Below are 20870 nucleotides of genomic sequence, written 5' to 3'. Positions count from 1 at the left end.
TAATATGGATCAGGCAGAAAAGCTGCGCAATGTAATTAAATTAAAGAACCAGAAGCTTCCCCAGAAAGCAAGAGTAATTACGGTTACCAGTGGAAAAGGCGGCGTGGGAAAATCCAGCGTTACAGTTAATCTGGCAATCCAGCTTCAGAAAATGAATAAGAAAGTTATTATTTTTGATGCTGATTTGGGACTGGCAAATGTAGAAGTTATGCTTGGAGCAATACCAAAACATAATTTGAGTGATGTTATATACCGGGGAATGGATATGCGGCAGATTATAACAGAGGGACCGGCAGGAGTAAGCTTTATCTCAGGCGGCTCCGGCATTGTGGGAATGAATAATCTGTCCAAGGATCAGATTACTTTTTTAGTACGTAATCTGGCACAGTTAGATGAAATGGCTGATATTGTACTGGTGGATACCGGAGCAGGAATTGCAGACAGCGTATTGGAATTTGTTATGGCTTGTCCGGAGGTCCTTCTGGTATCAACACCGGAACCAAGCTCACTGACCGATTCCTATTCTCTGTTAAAGGCACTGCACCGGAATCCGAATTTTGCCAAAAGCGGAACGCAGATTCATGTGGTTGCCAACCGTGTAAATTCTGTGGAAGATGGACAGGCAGTATATGATAAATTAAATACCGTTGTGTCACAGTTTTTAAATGGTAATCTTGAATATCTCGGCATGATACCGCAGGATTCCATGTTTGAAAAAGCAATACGCCAGCAGCAGACAGTATCTTTATATGCACCGGAGACCAAGTCGGCAAAAGCATTTGAGATACTTGCAAATAATCTTATAGAAGGTGCGCATGATATTCCGTTGATGAAGCGGGGCTTTGCCCAGTTGTTTGCTGAATTTTTTAATAACAGATAGGTGATAGAATGATTTCAAATGTTTTACGGGAAGGAATGAAAATTGATATTCATATAGTGAACCAGACGGAAAGGCCAGAATCTGCAGAAAAGGCTGCACCAGTTTACAAGAGTCAGATTTTTGAACTGTTTGAAAATGGTGAAATGGAGATAATGATGCCGATTCAGAGTGGAAAACTGATATTACTTCCACTGGGACTTCGCTATGAATTTGTATTCTATACACCGAATGGATTGTATAAAAGCATTGGTCAGATCTGGGAACGTTATAAGACGGAGAACCGCTACCTGCTCCGGATTGTATTAAATACACCACTGAGCAAATATCAGAGACGGGAATATTACCGTATGGAATGTGTCCTTGATATGGGGTATTTCCATCTGACAGACGAAGAAGCGGAAATGGAACAGACGGAAGACATCATCGCAAGTCTCAGGGATGATGATTTTTATAAAAAGCAGAAAAAGGGCACTATTGTTGATATCAGTGGAGGTGGTGTACGCTTTGTAACGAATGAGCAGTTAGAAGAGGGAAAAGCTGTTCTGATTATTGTGATGCTACAGACGCAGACCGGTGAAAAACAATATTATCTTCCAGGATATATCCTGCGAAGTACGAAGCTGTTAAATCGTGATAATATGTATGAAAACCGACTGAAATTTATTATTCGTGATGATAAAATAAGGGAAGAAATTATCAGGTATATTTTTGCAGAAGAAAGAAAAGCAAGACAGAGAGGAAAAGGATAGGGTTAAATTAATAGAATGAAAAAGAATATTCTGGTTGTTGATGACTCAGCACTCATGAGAAGAGTTATCTGTGATATAATTAATTCAGATAGTGGTTTTCAGGCAACGGATACATGCAGAGATGGCTTGGAAGCATATGAAAAATTGTGTCAGAAAGCATATGACGCAGTTGTTTTAGATGTAAATATGCCAAGAATGAACGGACTGGAACTACTTGAAAGATTACAAAAAGAAAATATAAAAGCAACAGTAGTAATGGTCAGTACATTAACGACAGATGGAGCTGAAGTTACACTCAAGGCAATGGAACGTGGTGCAATTGACTTTATCGAGAAACCAAATAATCTAATAGAGACAAAGGGACAGCGTTTCCGGGAAAAACTGATAAAAGTTCTTGCAACAATAACTGCAGCAGGAAGCACACAGACGTATCAGAAAAAAGTAATTACGAATGTGGTAAAACCGGCAGCTGTCCGGAAGATTAGAACGAAGGATGCAGCCCGGAGCAAGATTGTTGCAATTGCATGTTCCACAGGCGGTCCAAAATCCTTACAGAGTGTGATTCCATTGCTGAAATCCAATATGGATGCACCGGTTCTTGTGGTTCAGCATATGCCGGCTGGTTTTACAAAATCCATGGCAGCCCGGCTGAATGAACTCAGCCCGCTGGATGTGAAAGAGGCAAACGAAGGTGATGTCTTGGAAAAAGGACATGTTTATGTGGCACCGGGAGGAAAACATTTACTGGTACAGCGGTTAGCAGATGGAACGCACTGTATTGTTTTAAGTGATGCACCGGCAATTGGTGGATTAAGACCATGTGCCAATCTGATGTATGAGTCTTTGATGGACAGCGGCTATGATGAAATTACCTGTGTAGTTCTTACCGGAATGGGTGCTGATGGAACAAAGGGAATTTCAGAACTCCAGAAAGAAAAAAATGTATACGTAATTGCTCAGGATGAAGAAACATCTGTGGTATATGGAATGCCAAAGGCAATTGCAGAGACAGGACTTGTTGATGAAATAGTACCATTAGAAAGTGTTGCGGACACAATTCTAAAGAATGTGGGGGTAAATTAAAGATGGATGTAAGCCAGTATCTAGAAATTTTTATTGATGAGACAAGTGAGCATATCCAGAGCCTGAATGATTGCATTATGACTTTGGAAAAGGAGCCGGAAAACAAAGATACCATTAATGAAATTTTCCGTGCAGCACACTCTTTAAAGGGAATGGCAGGAACCATGGGCTTTAAGAGAATGCAGCATCTGACTCATGATATGGAAAATGTATTCCAGGAAGTTCGTAGTGACAAAGTAAAAGTCACCAGTGAAATGATTGATATTCTTTTCCAGTGTCTGGATGCAATTGAAAGTTACCTCGATACGATCAAGAGTACATCAGATGAAGGTACAGAAGACAACGAAGCACTGATTACAGCTTTGAACAAATTCTTAGAGAATGCAGAGAACGGCGGAGCAGCCGCACCTGCAAAGGAAGAGAAAAAAGAAGAAAAGAAAGCAGAAGAACCGGCAAACGGTGATGGTAAAAAGAAATACTTAGGCGTAGAATTTTCTTCCAAAGATAAAGATGCGTTAAAAGCAGCTGAAGAAAGTGGAAACAAAATTTACGGAATTACAGTAGAAGTACAGAAAGACTGCCTTTTGAAAGCGGCAAGAGCATTCCTTGTATTTAAAGCAGTAGAAGAGTTTGGACAGATTGTTGTTTACAGTCCAAGCTCCCAGGATATTGAGGATGAACGTTTTGAACTGGACTTCAGTTTGTTCTTATCATCCAATGCTGCATTAGATGATATTTTAAAAGCAGTTAAAAATGTATCTGAAATTGCGGATGCTGTTGGTGAAGAAGTGAAGACGGCAACTCTATTCCATGAGGAAAATATACAGGAAAATCTTCCGGCAAATACATCAGCAGCAAAGCCGGCAGAGCAGGCAGTACATAAAGAGAATAAACCGGCACAGACTAAGTCAAAACCGGCAGGCAAACCGGTTACAAACCGTACCGTGCGTGTGGATATCGAAAAACTGGATGCACTGATGAACCAGGTGAGTGAGCTGATTATTGCAAAAAACAGTCTGGTATCCATTGGCTCCCAGGAAGGAGGCAATTTCCAGAATCAGTCATTCCATGAGCAGATTGAGTATCTGGAAAGAATTACAACCAGTCTTCATGAATCGGTTATGAAAGTGCGGATGGTTCCAATTGAGAGCGTTGTAAACAAATTCCCACGTATGATTCGTGACCTTTCCAGAAGATTGAATAAGAAGATGGAATTGTGCATGACCGGTGAAGATACAGAGCTTGATCGTACTGTAGTTGACCAGATTGGCGACCCGTTGCAGCATCTGCTTCGTAACTCTGCTGACCATGGCCTTGAGAGTGCAGAAGTTCGTAAGGAACGCGGTAAGCCAGAAACAGGAACCATTAATCTGAATGCATTCCAGGAAGGAAATAATGTAATCATTGAAGTAAGTGATGATGGTAACGGAATTGATACAGAGAAGGTTAAAGCAAAAGCAGTAGAGCGTGGTCTGGTAACACCGGAACAGGCAGAAAAGCTGAGCCAGAAAGAAATTATCGATTTCTTATTTATGCCGAGTTTCTCTATGGCAAAACAGATTACCGATATTTCCGGACGTGGTGTAGGTCTTGACGTTGTTAAATCCAATATTGAAGCATTAGGCGGAGATGTTGAGGTAAAGAGCAAACTTGGCGTTGGAACCAAATTCGTAGTAAGACTGCCACTTACACTGGCAATCATTCAGGCGTTGATGGTAGAAATCCGCGATGAAAAATATGCAATTGCGTTAGGCGCAATTCAGACTATCGAGGATATTCCGGTTGAAGATATTAAATATGTAGAATCCAAGGAAGTAATTAATTTACGTGGTTCTGTTATTCCAATCATCCGGCTGGATCAGATACTTGATATTCCACCGAAGGATGAAGAAGTAGAAAGCCTTACTGTTGTTATCGTAAGAAAAGGCGACCGTTATGCAGGACTTGTTGTAGACAATCTTCTTGGACAGCAGGAAATCGTAATTAAATCACTTGGTAAGTATATTAATAATAATAAGACAATCAGCGGTGCAACAATTCTGGGTGATGGCGAAGTCGCATTAATCCTGGATGCAAATACATTGATTTAACAGGGGGTGTGCAGAGTGGCAGAGCAACTTGAAACAGTAGAAAATATCAGAAAACAGTATATTGTTGTAAAAATCGGAAATGAGCAGTACGGAATCGATATCAGTTATGTAGACAATATTGTCCGTATGCAGAAGATTACAAGAGTACCTAGAGTACAGAATTTCTTTAAAGGAATTATCAATCTTCGTGGAGAAATCGTACCGGTTATGAGTCTCAGAATACGTATGGAACTGGAAGAAGATGTATTTACCAATGCCAGCCGTATTATAATTTTAAAAATTGAACAGCAGAGTGCACTGGGAATAATCGTGGATGAAGTAAAAGAAGTTGTTACATTAGGAACCAATGAAATTGATAAAGTGAGTGGCGATATGAAGAATGCCAAGGTATCCTTTATCGATGGAATCGGTAAAAACGGAGATGAATTAATTTCCCTTCTGGATATTCATTCTATTATAGAAGAAAAAGAAAATGCGTAATTGTTATAGATATAGTGAGGCAAATGCCTCACTATATTCTATATCTTGAAATGACAGCAGGAGGATAAAATTGGCGGATTATACTTTGAACCAGGTAAATGACATGTATGTGGATGTCTTAAAAGAAATTGGAAATATTGGTGCCGGAAATGCAACAACTGCAATGGCAAATATGTTGAATATCCGGATTAATATGGATGTACCAAGAGTTGAATTACTGACCTTTCAGGAACTGGGTTCTGCAATTTGCCCGGAAGATGAGTCAATCGTAGGAATCTATCTGGAAGTGACAGATGATATTACCGGCAGCATGATGTTTCTTATGAAACTTGATTCTGCACATTATCTGGTAAATAAACTAATGGGACGTCCGGCAGATTATGCGGAAGATTTTGATGAGATGGATATGTCTGCATTAAAAGAAATAGGAAATATCATTGCCGGTTCTTATCTGAACGCGCTTTCTGCCATGACGCAGCTTACTATTGCACCATCGGTTCCTTATATTGCAATTGATATGGCGGGAGCTATTTTAAGTGTTCCGGCAATACAGTTTGGTAAAATTGGAGACAATGCACTTATGATTACGACAGAATTCGGAGATGAAGTGATGATAGAAGGATATTTTATTCTGTTACCTGACCTTGAGTCTTATGAGAAGATTCTGAAATCTCTGGGAATTACCTTATAAGGAGAAGGGTATCAATGGGTGAAGTAATAAAAGTTGGTATGGCAGACTTAAATATTTGCAAGGCTCCGGATACAATTACCACATTAGGACTGGGTTCCTGTATAGGAATAGCATTGCTAGACCCGGTTACAAAGATTGGCGGACTTGCACATATTATGCTGCCAGACAGTACAAAGATGAAAAATAATTCGAATATAGCAAAATTCGCAGATACAGGAATTGTAGAGCTGGTTCGCCGGATGACAGAAGCAGGGGCGGCAAAGAGCAGGCTTGTAGCAAAGATTGCAGGCGGAGCCAGAATGTTCGAGGTAAGTGGTAACTCTGAAGTGGGAAATATTGGAGCAAGAAATGCAGAAGCTTCCAGACAGAAACTGAAGGAGCTTGGTATTCCGCTTCTGGCAGAGGATACCGGGCTGAATTATGGACGTACCGTAGAATTACATTGCGATACCGGAGAATTCTATATTAAATCTGTTGGAAAAGAATTGAAAATTATTTAGATTGAGGATGTAAAGATGAAGACAAAACCGATTCCTGCAATTGTAATGTTGACCGCAGGATTTATTACCTGTATTGTGGCAATTTTTCAGAAAATGGAATTGCTTGCCTTTACAAAGACATTATTGCTGGTACTGATTATATTCTATCTGCTTGGGGGCATTGCAGCGTATATTTTGGAAAAGAATTTTAAAGCTGCAAAGGATGAAGAAAGCAGTACAGAAGAAAAAGCAGATGGTGATGCAGAAGAGTCTGCTGATGAGAAAAAAGAAGATACATTAGAAAAAGAGGAAGAGAAAAGAGCGAAAGAAGAGTAATTATAAGAAACCGGAGGCTATGGCATGAAAACAGTCGACAGGGAAAAACTGTGGGAAAGCTATCAGAAAAATCCAGTATCTGAAATACGGGAACAGATTATCATAGAATATGCTCCGTTAGTTAAATTAGTAGCGGGCAGATTGAGTATGTATCTTGGATATAATGTAGAATATGAAGATTTGGTCAGCTATGGAATCTTTGGACTGATTGATGCAATTGATAAATTTGACCGAAGCAAGGATGTTAAATTTGAGACATATGCAAGCCTTCGAATCCGTGGGGCAATATTAGACCAGATTCGTAAAATGGACTGGATACCGAGGGCTGTTCGCCAAAAACAGAAAAAGATTGACGAAGCAATAAAAAATATAGAAATGAAGACAGGAAAGACGGCATTGGATGAAGAGATTGCAAGCGAACTCGGGGTATCAGAGGATGAATACCTGAACTGGCAGTCCCAGTTAAAAGTTACCAATGTTGTTTCTTTAAATGAGTTTGTGGAGCAGGGAACAGAGCCTGCGATGGATGCGACAAAAAATTCCCATTTTGCACAACCGGAAGATGTGGTGGCAGAAAGCGAACTGAAAGAAGTTTTGGCACAAAGCCTTGAGACCTTGACGGAAAAGGAACGCAGGGTAATTGAACTTTATTATTATGAAGAACTTACCTTGAAGGAAATCAGCAGTATTCTTGAAGTATCTGAATCAAGAATATCCCAGCTTCATACCAGGGCTCTGGCAAAGATGAAAAAGAAAATGGGAAGTTATATGGATATATTGGTTGATGAAAGTTAAAAGGAGGGAAGCTATGGGACAGGCAAATGCTTATTTTCAATTTGTGATAAAGGAACATGCGACTTATATTAAGCTTTTCCCGGCAGCTCTGGAAGGAAATGTTATTGAAATTGGTGAACTGACAGAGTATCTGGAAAGGCATGGCTGCCCGGATTATAATTTAAAGGAACTGGTTGCAGCAATTAACAGCAATGAGATGACAGAGATTATGGTCGGAGATATTTATCCGATTCAGATAAATGAAGAGATGTCCGTAACAGTATCAGCAGATGCCATGGAGGCGGTGTGCAGATTTTATCCGGCTGCAGGCGGCACGAATATGAATGCACAGGAAATCTTAAGGGATTTAACTGCAAAAGGTGTCAAAGCAGGGGTTGATCAGGATGAAATTTTGAAATTTTTCCAGGATAGGGCATACTGTACCGATTTTGTGCTGGCAAAAGGAAAGAAACCGGTAGATGGTCAGGATGCCAGAATTGAATATTATTTTAATACAGATGTTAATTTAAAGCCGAAGAAAAATGAAGATGGTTCGGTAGATTACCGTGAACTGAATGTAATCAGCCATATCAAAGAAGGAGACCTTCTGGCAAAATTATTTCCGGAAGATCATGGAATCAAAGGATATGATGTACAGGGAAAAGAAATTAAACCAAAACAGGTACGCTCCCTTCAGTTAGAATATGGAAATAATATCCGGGTATCGGAAGACAAAACAGAACTGTACTCTGAAGTAACCGGACATGCAAGTCTGGTAAATGGTAAAGTATTTGTATCAGATGTCTATGAAGTGCCGGCTGATGTGGATAATTCCACCGGTAATATTGATTATCCGGGAAACGTTACCGTAAGAGGTAATGTAAAAGGTGGTTTTTCAATTATTGCAAAAGGTGATGTAGTAGTAGAAGGCGTGGTAGAAGATGCGCTGATACAGGCGGGTGGTCAGATCATTGTAAAACGCGGAATTCATGGAATGACCAAAGGAATACTTCAGGCACAGGGAAATGTTATCTGCAAGTTTATTGAAAATGCAACCATCATTTCCGGAGGTTATGTTGAAACAGATTCTATTTTACATAGTAAGGTATCTGCAGCAACGGAGGTTCGCGTAAGTGGTAAGAACGGATTCATAACAGGTGGTGTTATCCGGGCAGGCAGTCTGGTAGAAGCCCAGACCATTGGTTCCAGCCTTGGAGCAGGAACACGTATTGAAGTTGGTGTGGATCCGGAAAAGAAAGAACGTTATGTGAAAGTGCAGGAAGAACTGCTTCAGCTGAATAAGACCATTGAACAGATTCGGACGATTCTTACTACCTATGGAGAGAAGCTTAAGAATAAAGAAAAACTGGATCAGGGAAAAATCCAGTATATTGAACAGCTTATGCGTGCTTTTAAGGAGAAGGAAGCTCAGCGTACATCATTAGAGCATGAATATGAAAGGCTGCAGAGTATATTAAATGGCAGTAGCAATGCAAGGGTGAAAGTATCAAAGATACTGTATGCGGGAGTAATTGTAAATATTACCGATGTAAGCCTTGTTGTAAAGGATGACAGAAGTTTCTGCCAGCTTTATAAGGATGAGGGTGAAGTAAAAATCTCAAATATGTAATGACATATGGTTGAGACAGGCTGGAGGTGTGTGGATATGTCAATTCGTCCGGTAGATATGAATGGAGTTATTCAGAGAACACAGGATGTTGGAACACTGAAACAACAGCAGGATATGAAACCTATGGTGGATCAGCAAAATATACAGATGGAAGTGCAAAGAGAAGAATACCGCCAATCAGAGCAGGTGACCAGGAAAGATGATTCCCAGATGGAAGAACATCGTTTTGATGCAAAGGAAGAGGGAAAGGGTCAGTACCAGCGGCAGGAACAACGGAAAAAGAAACAGAAAGAAGACCGTGTGGTTATCAAAGGTGCAATTGGCGGCTTTGATGTTAAAATATAAAAAGGAGTGTATCTGACAGATGACAGGCGTGGAAATCATCCTGATTCTGGCTGGTCTGGTTATGATGATAGGAAGCTTTATGGTAACAGAAAAGCTATCCGGTGCAGAATTAGACCGTATTGCGGAACTGAGTCAGAATGAGATAAAAAAAATACTGGAAAACAAGTTGAAAGATGCAGAAGCTGCGATAGAAGACCAGATTGACCATGCAATTGAAGATTCCACAGATAAGGTGGAGCGGGCACTGGATAAAGAGACCAATGAAAAAATGCTGGCAATCGGTGAATATTCGGATACCGTTATGGAGAAGATGAATCAGACCCATAATGAGATTATGTTTTTATACAGCATGCTAAATGACAAGCACACAGAACTGACAAAGCTTGCAGGACAAATTGGCGAGATGTCAGCCGAAATCGGTGAGAGCTTAGAAGAGGCGAAAGAGTCTGTAGTTAAAGAAACAGAAGAAGTAAAAGCCACAGAGGAACCGGTGGAGACAGAAGCGGAACCGGCAACCGGAGAGATGGAAGAACAGCCGGAGCAGACGAATCATAACGAAAAAATCCTTGCCTTATACAGTCAGGGAAAATCGTATGTAGAGATAGCAAAGGAACTGGGCCTTGGACAGGGTGAAGTGAGACTGGTTGTAGGATTGTATAAAGGAGTAGATACAAGTGAAGTTTAAGTATTATCTGAGAGGCTTGGGAATTGGTATTCTGATAAGCACGATTATCTTATCCATATCATTTGCAATGAAGAAAAATGACCTTTCAGATGATGAAATCATTGCAAGGGCAAAAGAACTTGGAATGGTAATGGAAGATACCGGAAAGGACACCATACCAAAAGCTACAGAAACAGAAGATGAGATTCCAAAGAGCACGGAAGACGGTTTTAATACAGAACAGACAGATATGCAGCCGGGAACAACTGATTCAGGGGAGATATCGCAGGATGTGGGAACAGATGGAGCGGATGCCGTACCACCGTCACAGGATGGAAGCAATATGGTACAGAAGGAATTTACCGTAGAAGTAGGAGATTCTTCTAATGCGGTTTCGCAGCGTCTGCAGGAAGAAGGTCTTGTGGACAATGCAGAAGCATTTAATAAATATATGGTAGATAATAATTATGCCAATTTTGTCCTGCCCGGAACCGTAACGATTCCGGAAGGGGCTGGCTATGAAGAAATTGCCGGAATACTTACGGATAAAACGATTCATCATTAAAAAAAGGTTGCATAGCATGGCTGAGTATGATATAATCCATGCGTTGCGATAAATTTACACATATACCGATTGTCAGATTGGTGCCGCAAGGTTGTCTGATAATAAGAAGTATATGGAAGAATAACCAAATGGAGGAAAAACAATGAGCGTTATTTCAATGAAACAGTTATTAGAAGCAGGTGTTCATTTTGGACATCAGACCAGAAGATGGAATCCTAAAATGGCTCCATATATCTACACAGAGAGAAATGGTATCTACATCATTGACCTGCAGAAATCTGTAGGTAAAGTTGATGAGGCTTACAAAGCTATGGCAGATATCGCTGCAGATGGTGGTACTATTCTTTTCGTAGGAACAAAGAAACAGGCTCAGGATGCTATCAAAACAGAAGCAGAGCGTTGTAACATGTTCTATGTAAACGAGAGATGGTTAGGTGGTATGCTTACTAACTTCAAGACAATCCAGAGCCGTATTGCAAGATTAAAAGCAATCGAAACTATGGAAGAGGATGGAACATTTGATGTTCTTCCTAAGAAAGAAGTTATCAAATTAAAGAAAGAATTAGACAAATTACAGAAGAACTTAGGCGGAATTAAAGAAATGAAGAAGATTCCAGATGCTATCTTTATCGTAGATCCTAAGAAAGAAAGAATCTGCGTTCAGGAAGCTCATTCCTTAGGAATTCCACTTATTGGTATTGCAGATACAAACTGTGATCCGGAAGAGTTAGATTATGTAATTCCTGGTAACGATGATGCAATCAGAGCCGTTAAATTAATCGTTTCTAAAATGGCAGATGCTGTTATCGAAGCAAATCAGGGAACTGTTGATGTTGACACTGAAGCTGCAGAGGATGCAGAAGAAGCTGTAGAGGCATAAGAACAGTATTTTAAACGATAAGAAACACACAACGTGTGTATAAAACAGGACAGACAGTAATTGCCTGTCCTTACCTTTAGAAAAAATAAATGGAGGAAAATGAAGATGGCTATTACAGCAGCAATGGTAAAAGAACTGCGTGAATTAACCGGCGCAGGAATGATGGATTGTAAAAAAGCATTAGGTGAAACAGACGGCAACATGGATGAGGCTGTTGAATATTTAAGAAAAAACGGACAGGCAAAAGCTGAGAAGAAAGCTGGAAGAATTGCAGCAGAAGGTCTTTGTACTGTTGTAGTAAAAGATGATAAGACAGCAGCAGTTGTTGAAGTTAACTCTGAAACAGACTTCGTTGCTAAAAATGATACATTCCGTGAGTTTGTAGAGGCTGTTGCAACACAGGCAGTAAACTCTGACGCAGCAGACATGGATGCATTCATGGAAGAAAAATGGAATGCAGATGAAAGCAAGACAGTAAAAGATGCATTAGTAGAGAAAGTTGCAGTTATCGGAGAGAACTTAAAGATTCGTAGATTCGAAAAGGTTGTAGCTGAGAATGGTTGTGTAGTATCTTATATCCATGGCGGCGGAAGAATCGGTGTTATCGTTGATGCTGACACAACTGTTGTAAATGATGCAGTAAAAGAAGCATTAACCAACATTGCAATGCAGATAGCAGCTTTAAATCCAAAATATGTTTCCAGAGATGAAGTAAGTGCAGATTACATCGCACATGAGAAAGAAATTCTCTTAGCTCAGATTATGAATGATCCGAAAGAGTCCCAGAAACCGGAAAAGGTTATCCATGGAATGATTGAAGGACGTATCAGCAAAGAGTTAAAAGAAATCTGCTTAGTAGATCAGGTATATGTAAAAGCAGAAGATGGAAAACAGACAGTTGGAAAATACTTAGAGCAGGTTTCCAAAGAAGTTGGTGCTCCTGTATCTGTTAAGAAGTTTGTACGTTTCGAAACAGGTGAAGGTTTGGAGAAGAAAAATGAAGACTTTGCTGCAGAAGTTGCTGCTCAGATAGCAGGAAACTAAGCAAAAGCTTAGCACAAATTGTAAAAGTATATAAAATTCCCCTGTAGAGTGATTTCTGCAGGGGAATTTTCTGACAAAAGAAAGAAAAATCTCAAGAAGTAATTCAATTAAAATTATTTTTTATAGTGATATTTTGTTAAAGTGTGTTACAATAGAAAAGAGATTTTATGACCGGGAGGTCACTACATGGAAGAGAAGACCACGAAGGGGTTAAAGGAACAGCGGGAAAGGCGAAAACGCATTAATCGCATGAAGACGGGGATTATAACATCTATCTTCGCCTGGATGCTGATATCGATTATTTTGTGCGTGGTATTGTTGTGCCGGGTAATTTCTTTACAGAACCAGATAGACAGGCTGGTATCAAGCGGTATTGTTTCCGGAAAGGTACAGCAGGATGAGAACCAGTCGAAAGGAGAAATGTCTACTGGAACGGAATTACAGACAGACACAGAATATCAGGATCAGAATGCAGACAGTTCGATTGTCCAGCCATTGGTGGCAGAGGATGAAAGCAACAAGGCACAGCCGGGAGATCAGCTTAAAGTATATCTTACCTTTGATGATGGACCAAGTTCCAATACGGCAGCTATTCTTGATACATTGGCGCAGTATAATGTGAAAGCAACATTTTTTGTTGTGGGAAAAGAAGATGAAGAGTCCCAGGAGATGTATAAAAGAATTGTAAATGAGGGGCACACACTGGGAATGCATTCTTATTCCCATAAATACAGTGTGATTTACGATTCGCTTGAAAATTTTGAGGATGATTTTACCAAAATACAAAATTATCTTTATGATATAACCGGAGAGGATTGCCATTATTATCGTTTCCCGGGTGGAAGCAGCAATCAGGTCAGTAATACAGATATGAAAGAGTTTATAAAATATCTGAATGATCAGGATGTTACTTATTTTGACTGGAATGTAACCAGTGGTGATGCTACATCACAGGCATATACAGCGGACGAGCTGGTAGATAATGTGTTAGAGGATGTGGTAAAATATAAAACATCGGTTGTGTTACTTCATGATGCAAATACGAAGGAGACAACGGTGGAAGCCTTAGGTCCGATGATTGAGGCACTACAGGCACAGGGAGTAGAGTTACTTCCGATTACTGAGGATACAACTGTAATACAGCATATTAGTGCAGACAGTGTTCAATAGAAAAAATGGAGGATTTTAAGAATGAGCTTTTTTAAAGATTTTAAAGAGGATTTATCACAGGCAGTGAACGAACTGGTACCGGGTGAAGACACAACAGAGGCAGCAGAGCAGGATAACGATGTAGTAGTCAATACATTGGAAGATGAACTGGATGTGGAGTCTGAATTATCCAAATTGGACGGACTTTTAGAAAAGGTTACCAAGGATGCCAATGCTCCGGTAGAGAAGGAAGCACCGGCACAGGAAACAGAAACAAAAGTAGAGACACCAGCTGCAGAAGAAAAAGAAGATTTACATATTCAGGAGGAAAGTAAAATGAGTGAGACAACAGCAAATGAAACCATGACAATGCCAGAAGAGACAGTAACACCGGTACAGCCGGCAACTCCGGCGCATTTTGCTCCGGTTCAGACATCAGATGAAGTTTCAGATGAAGTATCTGTAATCACAGAAGGAACATCCATTACCGGTAATATGGCATCTACTGGTTCTTTAGATATCCGTGGAAATATTAATGGTGATGTTCAGTGTAATGGCAAGCTGGTTGTTACCGGAACTATCAATGGAAACAGCAATTCTGCTGAATTCTTCGCTGATGCTGCAAAAGTAGAAGGTGAAGTAGTAAGCACCGGAACTGTTAAAATCGGACTTGGTTCTGTCATTATTGGAAATATTACCGCAAGCTCTGCAGTTATCGCAGGAGCAATCAAGGGCGATATCGATGTTCAGGGACCTGTAGTTGTAGATACTTCTGCAGTTGTTATGGGTAACATCAAATCCCGTTCTGTTCAGATTAACAATGGTGCAGTTATCGAAGGTTTCTGTTCCCAGTGCTATGCTGATATTGATGTGGAAAGTCTTTTTGGAGAGAATAAATAATGAAGAGAGTATTTTTAAAATTAAGTGGAGAAGCACTTGCAGGAGAAAAGAAAACAGGTTTTGATGAGCCGACCGTAACAGAAGTTGCCCGCCAGGTAAAACAGATTGTAGATGGCGGATGCCAGGTTGGAATTGTAATTGGTGGCGGTAATTTCTGGAGAGGACGTTCCAGCGAGACTATCGACCGTACCAAAGCAGACCAGATTGGTATGCTGGCAACGATTATGAACTGTATTTATGTATCTGAAATCTTCCGTTCTGTTGGAATGATGACACAGATTCTGACTCCGTTTGAGTGTGGAAGCATGACCAAACTTTTCTCAAAAGACCGTGCCAATAAATATTTTGAAAAAGGAATGGTAGTATTTTTTGCAGGTGGAACAGGACATCCTTATTTTTCAACAGATACCGGAATTGTACTCCGTGCCATTGAAATGGATGCAGAGGGCATTTTCCTGGCAAAAGCCATTGACGGTGTCTATGACAGTGACCCGAAGGTAAATCCGGCAGCAAAGAAATATGATGAGGTATCCATTCAGGAAGTGATTGATAAGAAGCTTGCAGTAGTAGATTTAACCGCATCTATTATGTGTATGGAAAATAAAATGCCAATGTATGTATTCGGATTAAATGAGCCGGACAGCATTGTAAATGCAATGAGCGGAAAATTTAACGGCACGAAAGTGACTGTATAATAAAGGAGATTATTTATGGATAGCAGATTAAACCCATATGAAGAGAAAATGCAGAAATCATACGAGAATCTTGTGGAAGAATATGCAACTATCCGGGCAGGAAGAGCGAATCCGCATATCTTAGACAGAATTACTGTAGATTATTATGGAACACCGACCCCGTTACAGCAGGTTGCAAATATCAATGTTCCGGAGCCAAGAATGATTCAGATTCAGCCTTGGGAAGCATCCCTTGTAAAAGAGATTGAAAAAGCAATTTTAACATCTGATTTAGGCTTAAATCCAACCAACGATGGTAAAGTAATCCGTCTTGTATTCCCGGAGCTTACCGAGGAAAGACGTAAAGAACTGGCAAAGGATATTAAGAAAAAAGGTGAGAATGCCAAGGTGGCAATCCGTAATATCAGAAGGGATGCCAATGATGCATTCAAGAAACAGAACAAAGCAAATGAAGTATCTGAGGATGAATTAAAGGAATTAGAAAACGATACTCAGAAAATTACGGATAAATATATTGCAAAAATTGATGGTGCAGTAGAGGAAAAGACAAAGGAAATCCTTACGGTATAATCTTATCCATGTACGACACATATGGGGACATAGCGCGATTGCCGTGTCCCCTTTTATGTTGTAAACATCTGTGAAAAGGAGAACAAAGATGAAGATTCCAAAACATGTTGCAATTATTCTGGATGGAAACGGACGCTGGGCAAAGAAAAGAGGAATGCCAAGAAACTATGGACATACTATGGGGGCAAAGAATGTTGAAGTTATCTGTAAAGCAGCGCATGATCTGGGCATAGAATATGTAACCATGTATGCATTTTCCACAGAGAACTGGAACCGTCCACAGAATGAAGTAGATGCTTTGATGAAGCTTTTGAGCAGTTATCTTAAGAACTGTATAAAGACGGCGGACAAGAATAATATGAGAGTCCGTGTAATCGGAGATACCAGCCGGCTGGATGATAAATTCCAGCGGCAGATTGCTGTATTGGAAAGAGAATCTGCCCATAATACGGGACTGAATTTACAGATTGCCATTAATTATGGAGCAAGAGATGAAATGATTCGTGGAATGAAGAAAATGTGGCAGGATGGTATTTCGGCAGAGGAGATTACCGAAGAGAAATATGAATCCTATCTTGATACGAAAGATATCCCGGATCCTGATCTTATGATCCGCACCAGTGGAGAACAGAGGCTTTCCAACTTCTTGCTGTGGCAGTTTGCTTATAGTGAGTTATATTTTACTGAGGTTCCATGGCCGGACTTTACACCGGAAGAACTGCGTAAAGCAGTAGAGGATTACAGCGGAAGAGACCGGAGATATGGAAAGATAGAGGAGGAGTAATATGTTTAAGACAAGATTATTAAGTGGAATCGTGCTGGTAATTCTGGCACTGGTATTCATTATTACCGGAAATGATTTGCTGCTGGCAGTAACCGGAATTATTTCTTTGATTGGATTGTATGAACTGTATCGTGTGTTTAAAATTGAAAAAAGCTGTGCCGGTGTCGTCGGCGGACTGGCAACGATTGTATATTATTGCAATCTGAAATTTCAGTTTATTCCGGATATGATGTTATTTGTCATCGCACTTTTGGTAGTGCTGATGTTTGTATATGTATTTTCTTATCCGAAATATCATACCGAGCAGATGTTAGCAGCATTTTTTGGTGTATTTTATGTATCGGTGATGCTTTCTTATGTATATCAGACCAGAATGCTACCGGGTGGAGCTTATATTGTATGGTTAATTTTCTTATGCTCCTGGGGTTGCGATACCTGTGCATACTGCGTGGGTGTGCTGATTGGAAAACATAAGATGGCACCGGTACTTTCTCCGAAGAAATCCTGGGAAGGAGCTGTTGGCGGAGTAGTGGGAGCAGCATTATTAACCCTGATTTATTGCTTTGTTTTCCAGGGCTCTATGGGAAGTACCAACCGTGATATCATTATGCTTTGCATGATTTGTGCGATTGGGGCAATCATATCTATGATTGGAGACCTGACTGCATCTGCAATCAAACGTAATTATGACATTAAGGATTATGGCAAACTGATTCCTGGCCATGGTGGAATCTTAGATCGTTTTGACAGTGTAATATTTACAGCACCAATTATTTATTATCTTGCATTATATCTGATTGGTAAGTAGGAGGGAACATGAAGAAGATTGCAATTTTAGGTTCCACTGGTTCCATTGGAACCCAGACACTTTCTGTTGTAAGAGAACATGGAGATATTGAAGTAACTGCACTTGCGGCAGGACATAATATTGCAAAATTAGAAGAACAGATCCGGGAGTTTCATCCGGCTTTGGTTGCTGTATGGGCAGAAGAGGACGCGATTGAGCTTCGGACAAGGGTTGCAGATTTGAAGGTAAAGGTGGCTTCCGGGATGGAAGGACTTTTAGAAGTAGCAACGGAAGAGAAAGCAGAGATTCTTGTAACTGCCATTGTGGGTATGCTTGGTATCCGTCCGACCATAGCCGCTATGAAAGCAGGAAAGGACATTGCACTAGCTAATAAGGAGACTTTAGTTACCGCAGGACATATTATTATGCCGCTGGCAAAGGAATGTAATGTGAAAATCCTTCCGGTGGACAGTGAACACAGTGCAATCTTTCAGTCTCTGCAGGGAGCTGGAGACAATAAAATTGCAAAAATACTTTTGACAGCTTCCGGCGGACCATTCCGTGGAAAGAAGCGGGCGGAATTAGAACAGGTAAAAGTGGAAGATGCATTGAAGCATCCGAACTGGAGCATGGGACGTAAAATCACTATTGATTCCGCAACCATGATAAATAAGGGACTTGAAGTCATTGAAGCAAAATGGCTGTTTGATGTAAATGCAGACCAGATTCAGGTTGTAGTACAACCACAGAGTATCATACATTCTATGGTAGAGTATGAAGACGGTGCAGTCATTGCACAGCTTGGAACGGCAGATATGCGGCTTCCAATCCAGTATGCCCTGTATTATCCGAAACGGTTACACTTAAGTGGAGACCGGCTTGATTTCTGGAAAATGAAGGCAATTACATTGGAAGAGCCGGATATGGAGACTTTTTACGGATTGAAGCTGGCTTATGAAGCCTGTAGAAAGGGCGGTAACATTCCGACTGCTTTTAATGCAGCAAATGAGAGAGCGGTAGCAATGTTCTTAGGCGGAAAGATCCGTTTCTTGGAGATTCCGGAAATTGCACAGGCGTGTATGGAGCAGTGTACCTATATTGCCAGTCCGTCCGTAGAAGAAATCCTTGCAACAGAGCAGGCTGCGTATGAGTATATAGAGAGCAGGTGGTAGATTGAAAATAATCATTGCAATCTTAATGTTCAGTTTTATTATTATTTTTCATGAACTGGGACATTTTTTGCTGGCAAAGAAAAATAAAATCAAAGTAAATGAATTTTGCCTGGGACTTGGACCAACGCTATTTGGAATTACAAAGGGAGAGACAAAATATTCCATAAAACTGCTGCCTTTTGGTGGAGCATGTATGATGGAAGGCGAAGACGGAGAGTCGGAAAGTGAAGGCTCCTTTAACAGCAAGTCCGTATGGGCGAGAATAGCAGTTGTAGCGGCAGGACCGGTTTTTAACTTTATTCTGGCATTCCTTCTGGCACTGATTGTTATCGGGACAGCCGGATTTGACCGGCCGGAGGTAAAAGGTGTTATGGAAGGATATCCGGCAGAGGAAGCAGGACTTCAGGCTGGAGATATCATTAAAGAAATCAATGGAAAGAACATTCATATTTATCGTGAAGTAAGTGTTTACACGCTGTTTCATTCCAATGAGAATCTGGAAGTGACCTATGAAAGAGATGGAGAGGAATATACCTGTACCATCAGCCCGAAATATAATGAAGAAGCAGGAAGAAATCTCTTTGGAATCTATGGAAATACCATGCGTGAGCGGGGTAATATTTTTGAGACTATAAAATATAGCGTATATGAAGTGAAATACTGGATAGAAGTTACCATGGACAGCTTGAAGATGTTAGTGACCGGAAGAGTCAGTGTCAATGAACTTTCGGGACCGGTAGGTATTGTAAAGAATATTGGTGATACTTATGACGAGAGCAAGTCAGCTGGAACGCTATCGGTGGTATTGACATTAATTAATTATTCCATAATGCTGACTGCCAATCTTGGAATTATGAACCTGCTTCCATTACCGGCATTAGACGGAGGAAGACTGGTATTTCTGATTATAGAAGCCGTCAGAAAGAAACGGGTGGATCCGGACAAAGAGGGCATGGTTCATTTTGTCGGACTGATGCTGCTTCTGGCATTGATGGTGCTTGTTATGTTTAATGATATTCGAAAATTATTTTAAATAATCCTGCACAGGAGGAAAAGCAATCATGGAACGAAAAGATACGAAAGTGGTAAAAATAGGAGACCGTATCATCGGTGGAAAAAATCCAATCCTGATACAGTCAATGACCAATACAAAGACAGAGGATGTAAAAGCAACCGTAGAGCAGATTAACCGTCTGGCAGCGGCAGGCTGTGATATCATCCGCTGTGCGGTGCCGACAATGGAAGCCGCAGAAGCATTGACTGAGATTAAGAAGCAGATAGCAATACCACTGGTTGCAGATATTCATTTTGATTACCGGCTGGCTATTGCTGCCATGGAGCATGGAGCAGATAAAATCAGAATCAATCCGGGCAACATCGGAAGCAAAGAGCGTGTGCAGGCTGTGGTAGACGTAGCAAAGGAAAGAAATATTCCAATCCGTGTGGGAGTCAACAGCGGTTCACTGGAAAAGGATTTAGTAGAAAAATATCATGGTGTTACCGCAGAAGGCATTGTAGAAAGTGCTTTGGATAAAGTGCATCTTATTGAAGATATGGGATATGACAATCTCGTGATCAGTATCAAATCTTCAGATGTTATGATGTGTGTAAAAGCCCATGAACTGATTGCTGAGCAAACCAATCATCCACTGCATGTGGGAATTACAGAGGCAGGAACGATTATCAGTGGAAATATTAAATCCTCTATTGGACTGGGACTGATTTTAAATCAGGGAATCGGAGATACCATTCGTGTTTCATTAACCGGAGATCCGTTAGAAGAAATTAAATCAGCAAAACTGATTTTAAGAACCTTGGGACTCCGCAAGGGTGGCATTGAGGTAGTATCCTGTCCGACCTGTGGAAGAACAAGAATCAACTTAATCGAACTGGCAAATCAGGTAGAGAATATGGTAGCGGACATTCCTTTAGACATCAAGGTTGCTGTTATGGGCTGTGTAGTCAACGGACCGGGAGAAGCAAAGGAAGCCGATATCGGAATTGCCGGCGGTGTGGGAGAAGGACTAATTATAAAGCATGGTCAGATAGACCGTAAAGTACCGGAGAATCAGCTCTTAAGTGAATTAAGAAAGGAACTTTTGAACTGGAATAAGGAGTAGGAA

Annotated in this window: 24 protein-coding genes; all 24 read left to right on the top strand. The window is 40.6% G+C overall.

What is annotated here, in order from left to right; genetic code table 11:
- The first annotated feature begins 4 nt into the window (after positions 1–4).
- On the top strand, positions 5–880 hold the full coding sequence (locus tag DWX65_RS07340) for a MinD/ParA family protein (RefSeq protein ID WP_117699044.1): 876 nt from the start codon (positions 5–7) through the stop codon (positions 878–880).
- An 8-nt stretch (positions 881–888) separates the two neighbouring features.
- Positions 889–1629, top strand: coding sequence for a flagellar brake protein (locus DWX65_RS07335; RefSeq protein ID WP_117841162.1), 741 nt, complete (start codon positions 889–891; stop codon positions 1627–1629).
- 15 nt (positions 1630–1644) lie between these two features.
- Positions 1645–2712 carry a protein-glutamate methylesterase/protein-glutamine glutaminase gene (locus tag DWX65_RS07330; protein WP_117699041.1) on the top strand — a complete coding sequence of 356 codons (1068 nt, stop codon included), beginning with the start codon at positions 1645–1647 and terminating at the stop codon, positions 2710–2712.
- A 2-nt stretch (positions 2713–2714) separates the two neighbouring features.
- Positions 2715–4802, top strand: coding sequence for a chemotaxis protein CheA (locus tag DWX65_RS07325; RefSeq protein ID WP_117841161.1), 2088 nt, complete (start codon positions 2715–2717; stop codon positions 4800–4802).
- A gap of 15 nt (positions 4803–4817) precedes the next feature.
- Entirely contained in the window at positions 4818–5282 is a 465-nt protein-coding gene (locus DWX65_RS07320) for a chemotaxis protein CheW (protein ID WP_022243288.1), read from the top strand.
- A gap of 70 nt (positions 5283–5352) precedes the next feature.
- Positions 5353–5973, top strand: a complete 621-nt coding sequence (locus tag DWX65_RS07315; protein ID WP_022243287.1) for a chemotaxis protein CheC — start codon at positions 5353–5355, stop codon at positions 5971–5973.
- Between the two features lie 14 nt (positions 5974–5987).
- On the top strand, positions 5988–6473 hold the full coding sequence (locus tag DWX65_RS07310; RefSeq protein ID WP_022243286.1) for a chemotaxis protein CheD: 486 nt from the start codon (positions 5988–5990) through the stop codon (positions 6471–6473).
- 15 nt (positions 6474–6488) lie between these two features.
- Positions 6489–6788 carry a hypothetical protein gene (locus DWX65_RS07305; protein ID WP_117841160.1) on the top strand — a complete coding sequence of 100 codons (300 nt, stop codon included), beginning with the start codon at positions 6489–6491 and terminating at the stop codon, positions 6786–6788.
- Between the two features lie 24 nt (positions 6789–6812).
- Positions 6813–7583, top strand: a complete 771-nt coding sequence (locus DWX65_RS07300; RefSeq protein WP_117841159.1) for a sigma-70 family RNA polymerase sigma factor — start codon at positions 6813–6815, stop codon at positions 7581–7583.
- Between the two features lie 13 nt (positions 7584–7596).
- The gene (locus tag DWX65_RS07295) at positions 7597–9192 is read left to right on the top strand and encodes a FapA family protein (protein WP_158564717.1); all 1596 of its coding nucleotides are present in this window, start codon (positions 7597–7599) and stop codon (positions 9190–9192) included.
- Between the two features lie 36 nt (positions 9193–9228).
- Positions 9229–9537 (top strand): hypothetical protein, encoded by a 309-nt coding sequence (locus DWX65_RS07290; RefSeq protein ID WP_117698701.1) that lies wholly within the window; start codon positions 9229–9231, stop codon positions 9535–9537.
- A 19-nt stretch (positions 9538–9556) separates the two neighbouring features.
- Positions 9557–10222, top strand: a complete 666-nt coding sequence (locus tag DWX65_RS07285) for a DUF6115 domain-containing protein (RefSeq protein ID WP_117698702.1) — start codon at positions 9557–9559, stop codon at positions 10220–10222.
- Positions 10212–10766 (top strand): hypothetical protein, encoded by a 555-nt coding sequence (locus DWX65_RS07280; protein WP_118057390.1) that lies wholly within the window; start codon positions 10212–10214, stop codon positions 10764–10766. The genes DWX65_RS07285 and DWX65_RS07280 overlap by 11 nt, the downstream gene beginning before the upstream one ends.
- 142 nt (positions 10767–10908) lie before the next feature.
- Entirely contained in the window at positions 10909–11646 is a 738-nt protein-coding gene (gene rpsB / locus DWX65_RS07275; RefSeq protein ID WP_022243279.1) for a 30S ribosomal protein S2, read from the top strand.
- A gap of 105 nt (positions 11647–11751) precedes the next feature.
- Positions 11752–12690, top strand: coding sequence for a translation elongation factor Ts (gene tsf / locus DWX65_RS07270; protein ID WP_022243278.1), 939 nt, complete (start codon positions 11752–11754; stop codon positions 12688–12690).
- A gap of 186 nt (positions 12691–12876) precedes the next feature.
- Complete coding sequence (locus DWX65_RS07265; protein ID WP_117841156.1) at positions 12877–13860, top strand: polysaccharide deacetylase family protein; 984 nt, start codon at positions 12877–12879, stop codon at positions 13858–13860.
- Between the two features lie 21 nt (positions 13861–13881).
- Positions 13882–14739, top strand: a complete 858-nt coding sequence (locus tag DWX65_RS07260) for a polymer-forming cytoskeletal protein (RefSeq protein WP_022243276.1) — start codon at positions 13882–13884, stop codon at positions 14737–14739.
- The gene (gene pyrH / locus DWX65_RS07255; RefSeq protein ID WP_022243275.1) at positions 14739–15434 is read left to right on the top strand and encodes a UMP kinase; all 696 of its coding nucleotides are present in this window, start codon (positions 14739–14741) and stop codon (positions 15432–15434) included. Before DWX65_RS07260 ends, pyrH begins: the two co-directional genes overlap by 1 nt.
- A gap of 15 nt (positions 15435–15449) precedes the next feature.
- A complete protein-coding gene (frr, locus tag DWX65_RS07250) occupies positions 15450–16004 on the top strand; it encodes a ribosome recycling factor (RefSeq protein WP_022243274.1) in 555 nt (184 codons plus the stop codon).
- Between the two features lie 70 nt (positions 16005–16074).
- Positions 16075–16788, top strand: a complete 714-nt coding sequence (locus DWX65_RS07245; protein ID WP_330414777.1) for an isoprenyl transferase — start codon at positions 16075–16077, stop codon at positions 16786–16788.
- Position 16789: 1 nt separating this feature from the next.
- Entirely contained in the window at positions 16790–17596 is an 807-nt protein-coding gene (locus tag DWX65_RS07240; RefSeq protein ID WP_117841155.1) for a phosphatidate cytidylyltransferase, read from the top strand.
- Between the two features lie 8 nt (positions 17597–17604).
- The gene (gene dxr / locus DWX65_RS07235) at positions 17605–18747 is read left to right on the top strand and encodes a 1-deoxy-D-xylulose-5-phosphate reductoisomerase (RefSeq protein ID WP_118173166.1); all 1143 of its coding nucleotides are present in this window, start codon (positions 17605–17607) and stop codon (positions 18745–18747) included.
- Position 18748: 1 nt separating this feature from the next.
- Positions 18749–19780: an RIP metalloprotease RseP gene (gene rseP, locus DWX65_RS07230; RefSeq protein WP_022243270.1), complete on the top strand. Its 1032-nt coding sequence runs from the start codon at positions 18749–18751 to the stop codon at positions 19778–19780.
- Positions 19781–19808: 28 nt separating this feature from the next.
- Entirely contained in the window at positions 19809–20867 is a 1059-nt protein-coding gene (ispG, locus tag DWX65_RS07225) for a flavodoxin-dependent (E)-4-hydroxy-3-methylbut-2-enyl-diphosphate synthase (RefSeq protein WP_118057388.1), read from the top strand.
- Positions 20868–20870 lie beyond the last annotated feature (3 nt).

The sequence above is a fragment of the Roseburia sp. AF20-18LB genome, assembly GCF_003461185.1.
GTDB lineage: Bacteria > Bacillota > Clostridia > Lachnospirales > Lachnospiraceae > Roseburia_C > Roseburia_C amylophila.
Note: the sequence above shows the minus strand (reverse complement) of the source record. Positions and strands in the feature narration are given on the sequence as shown.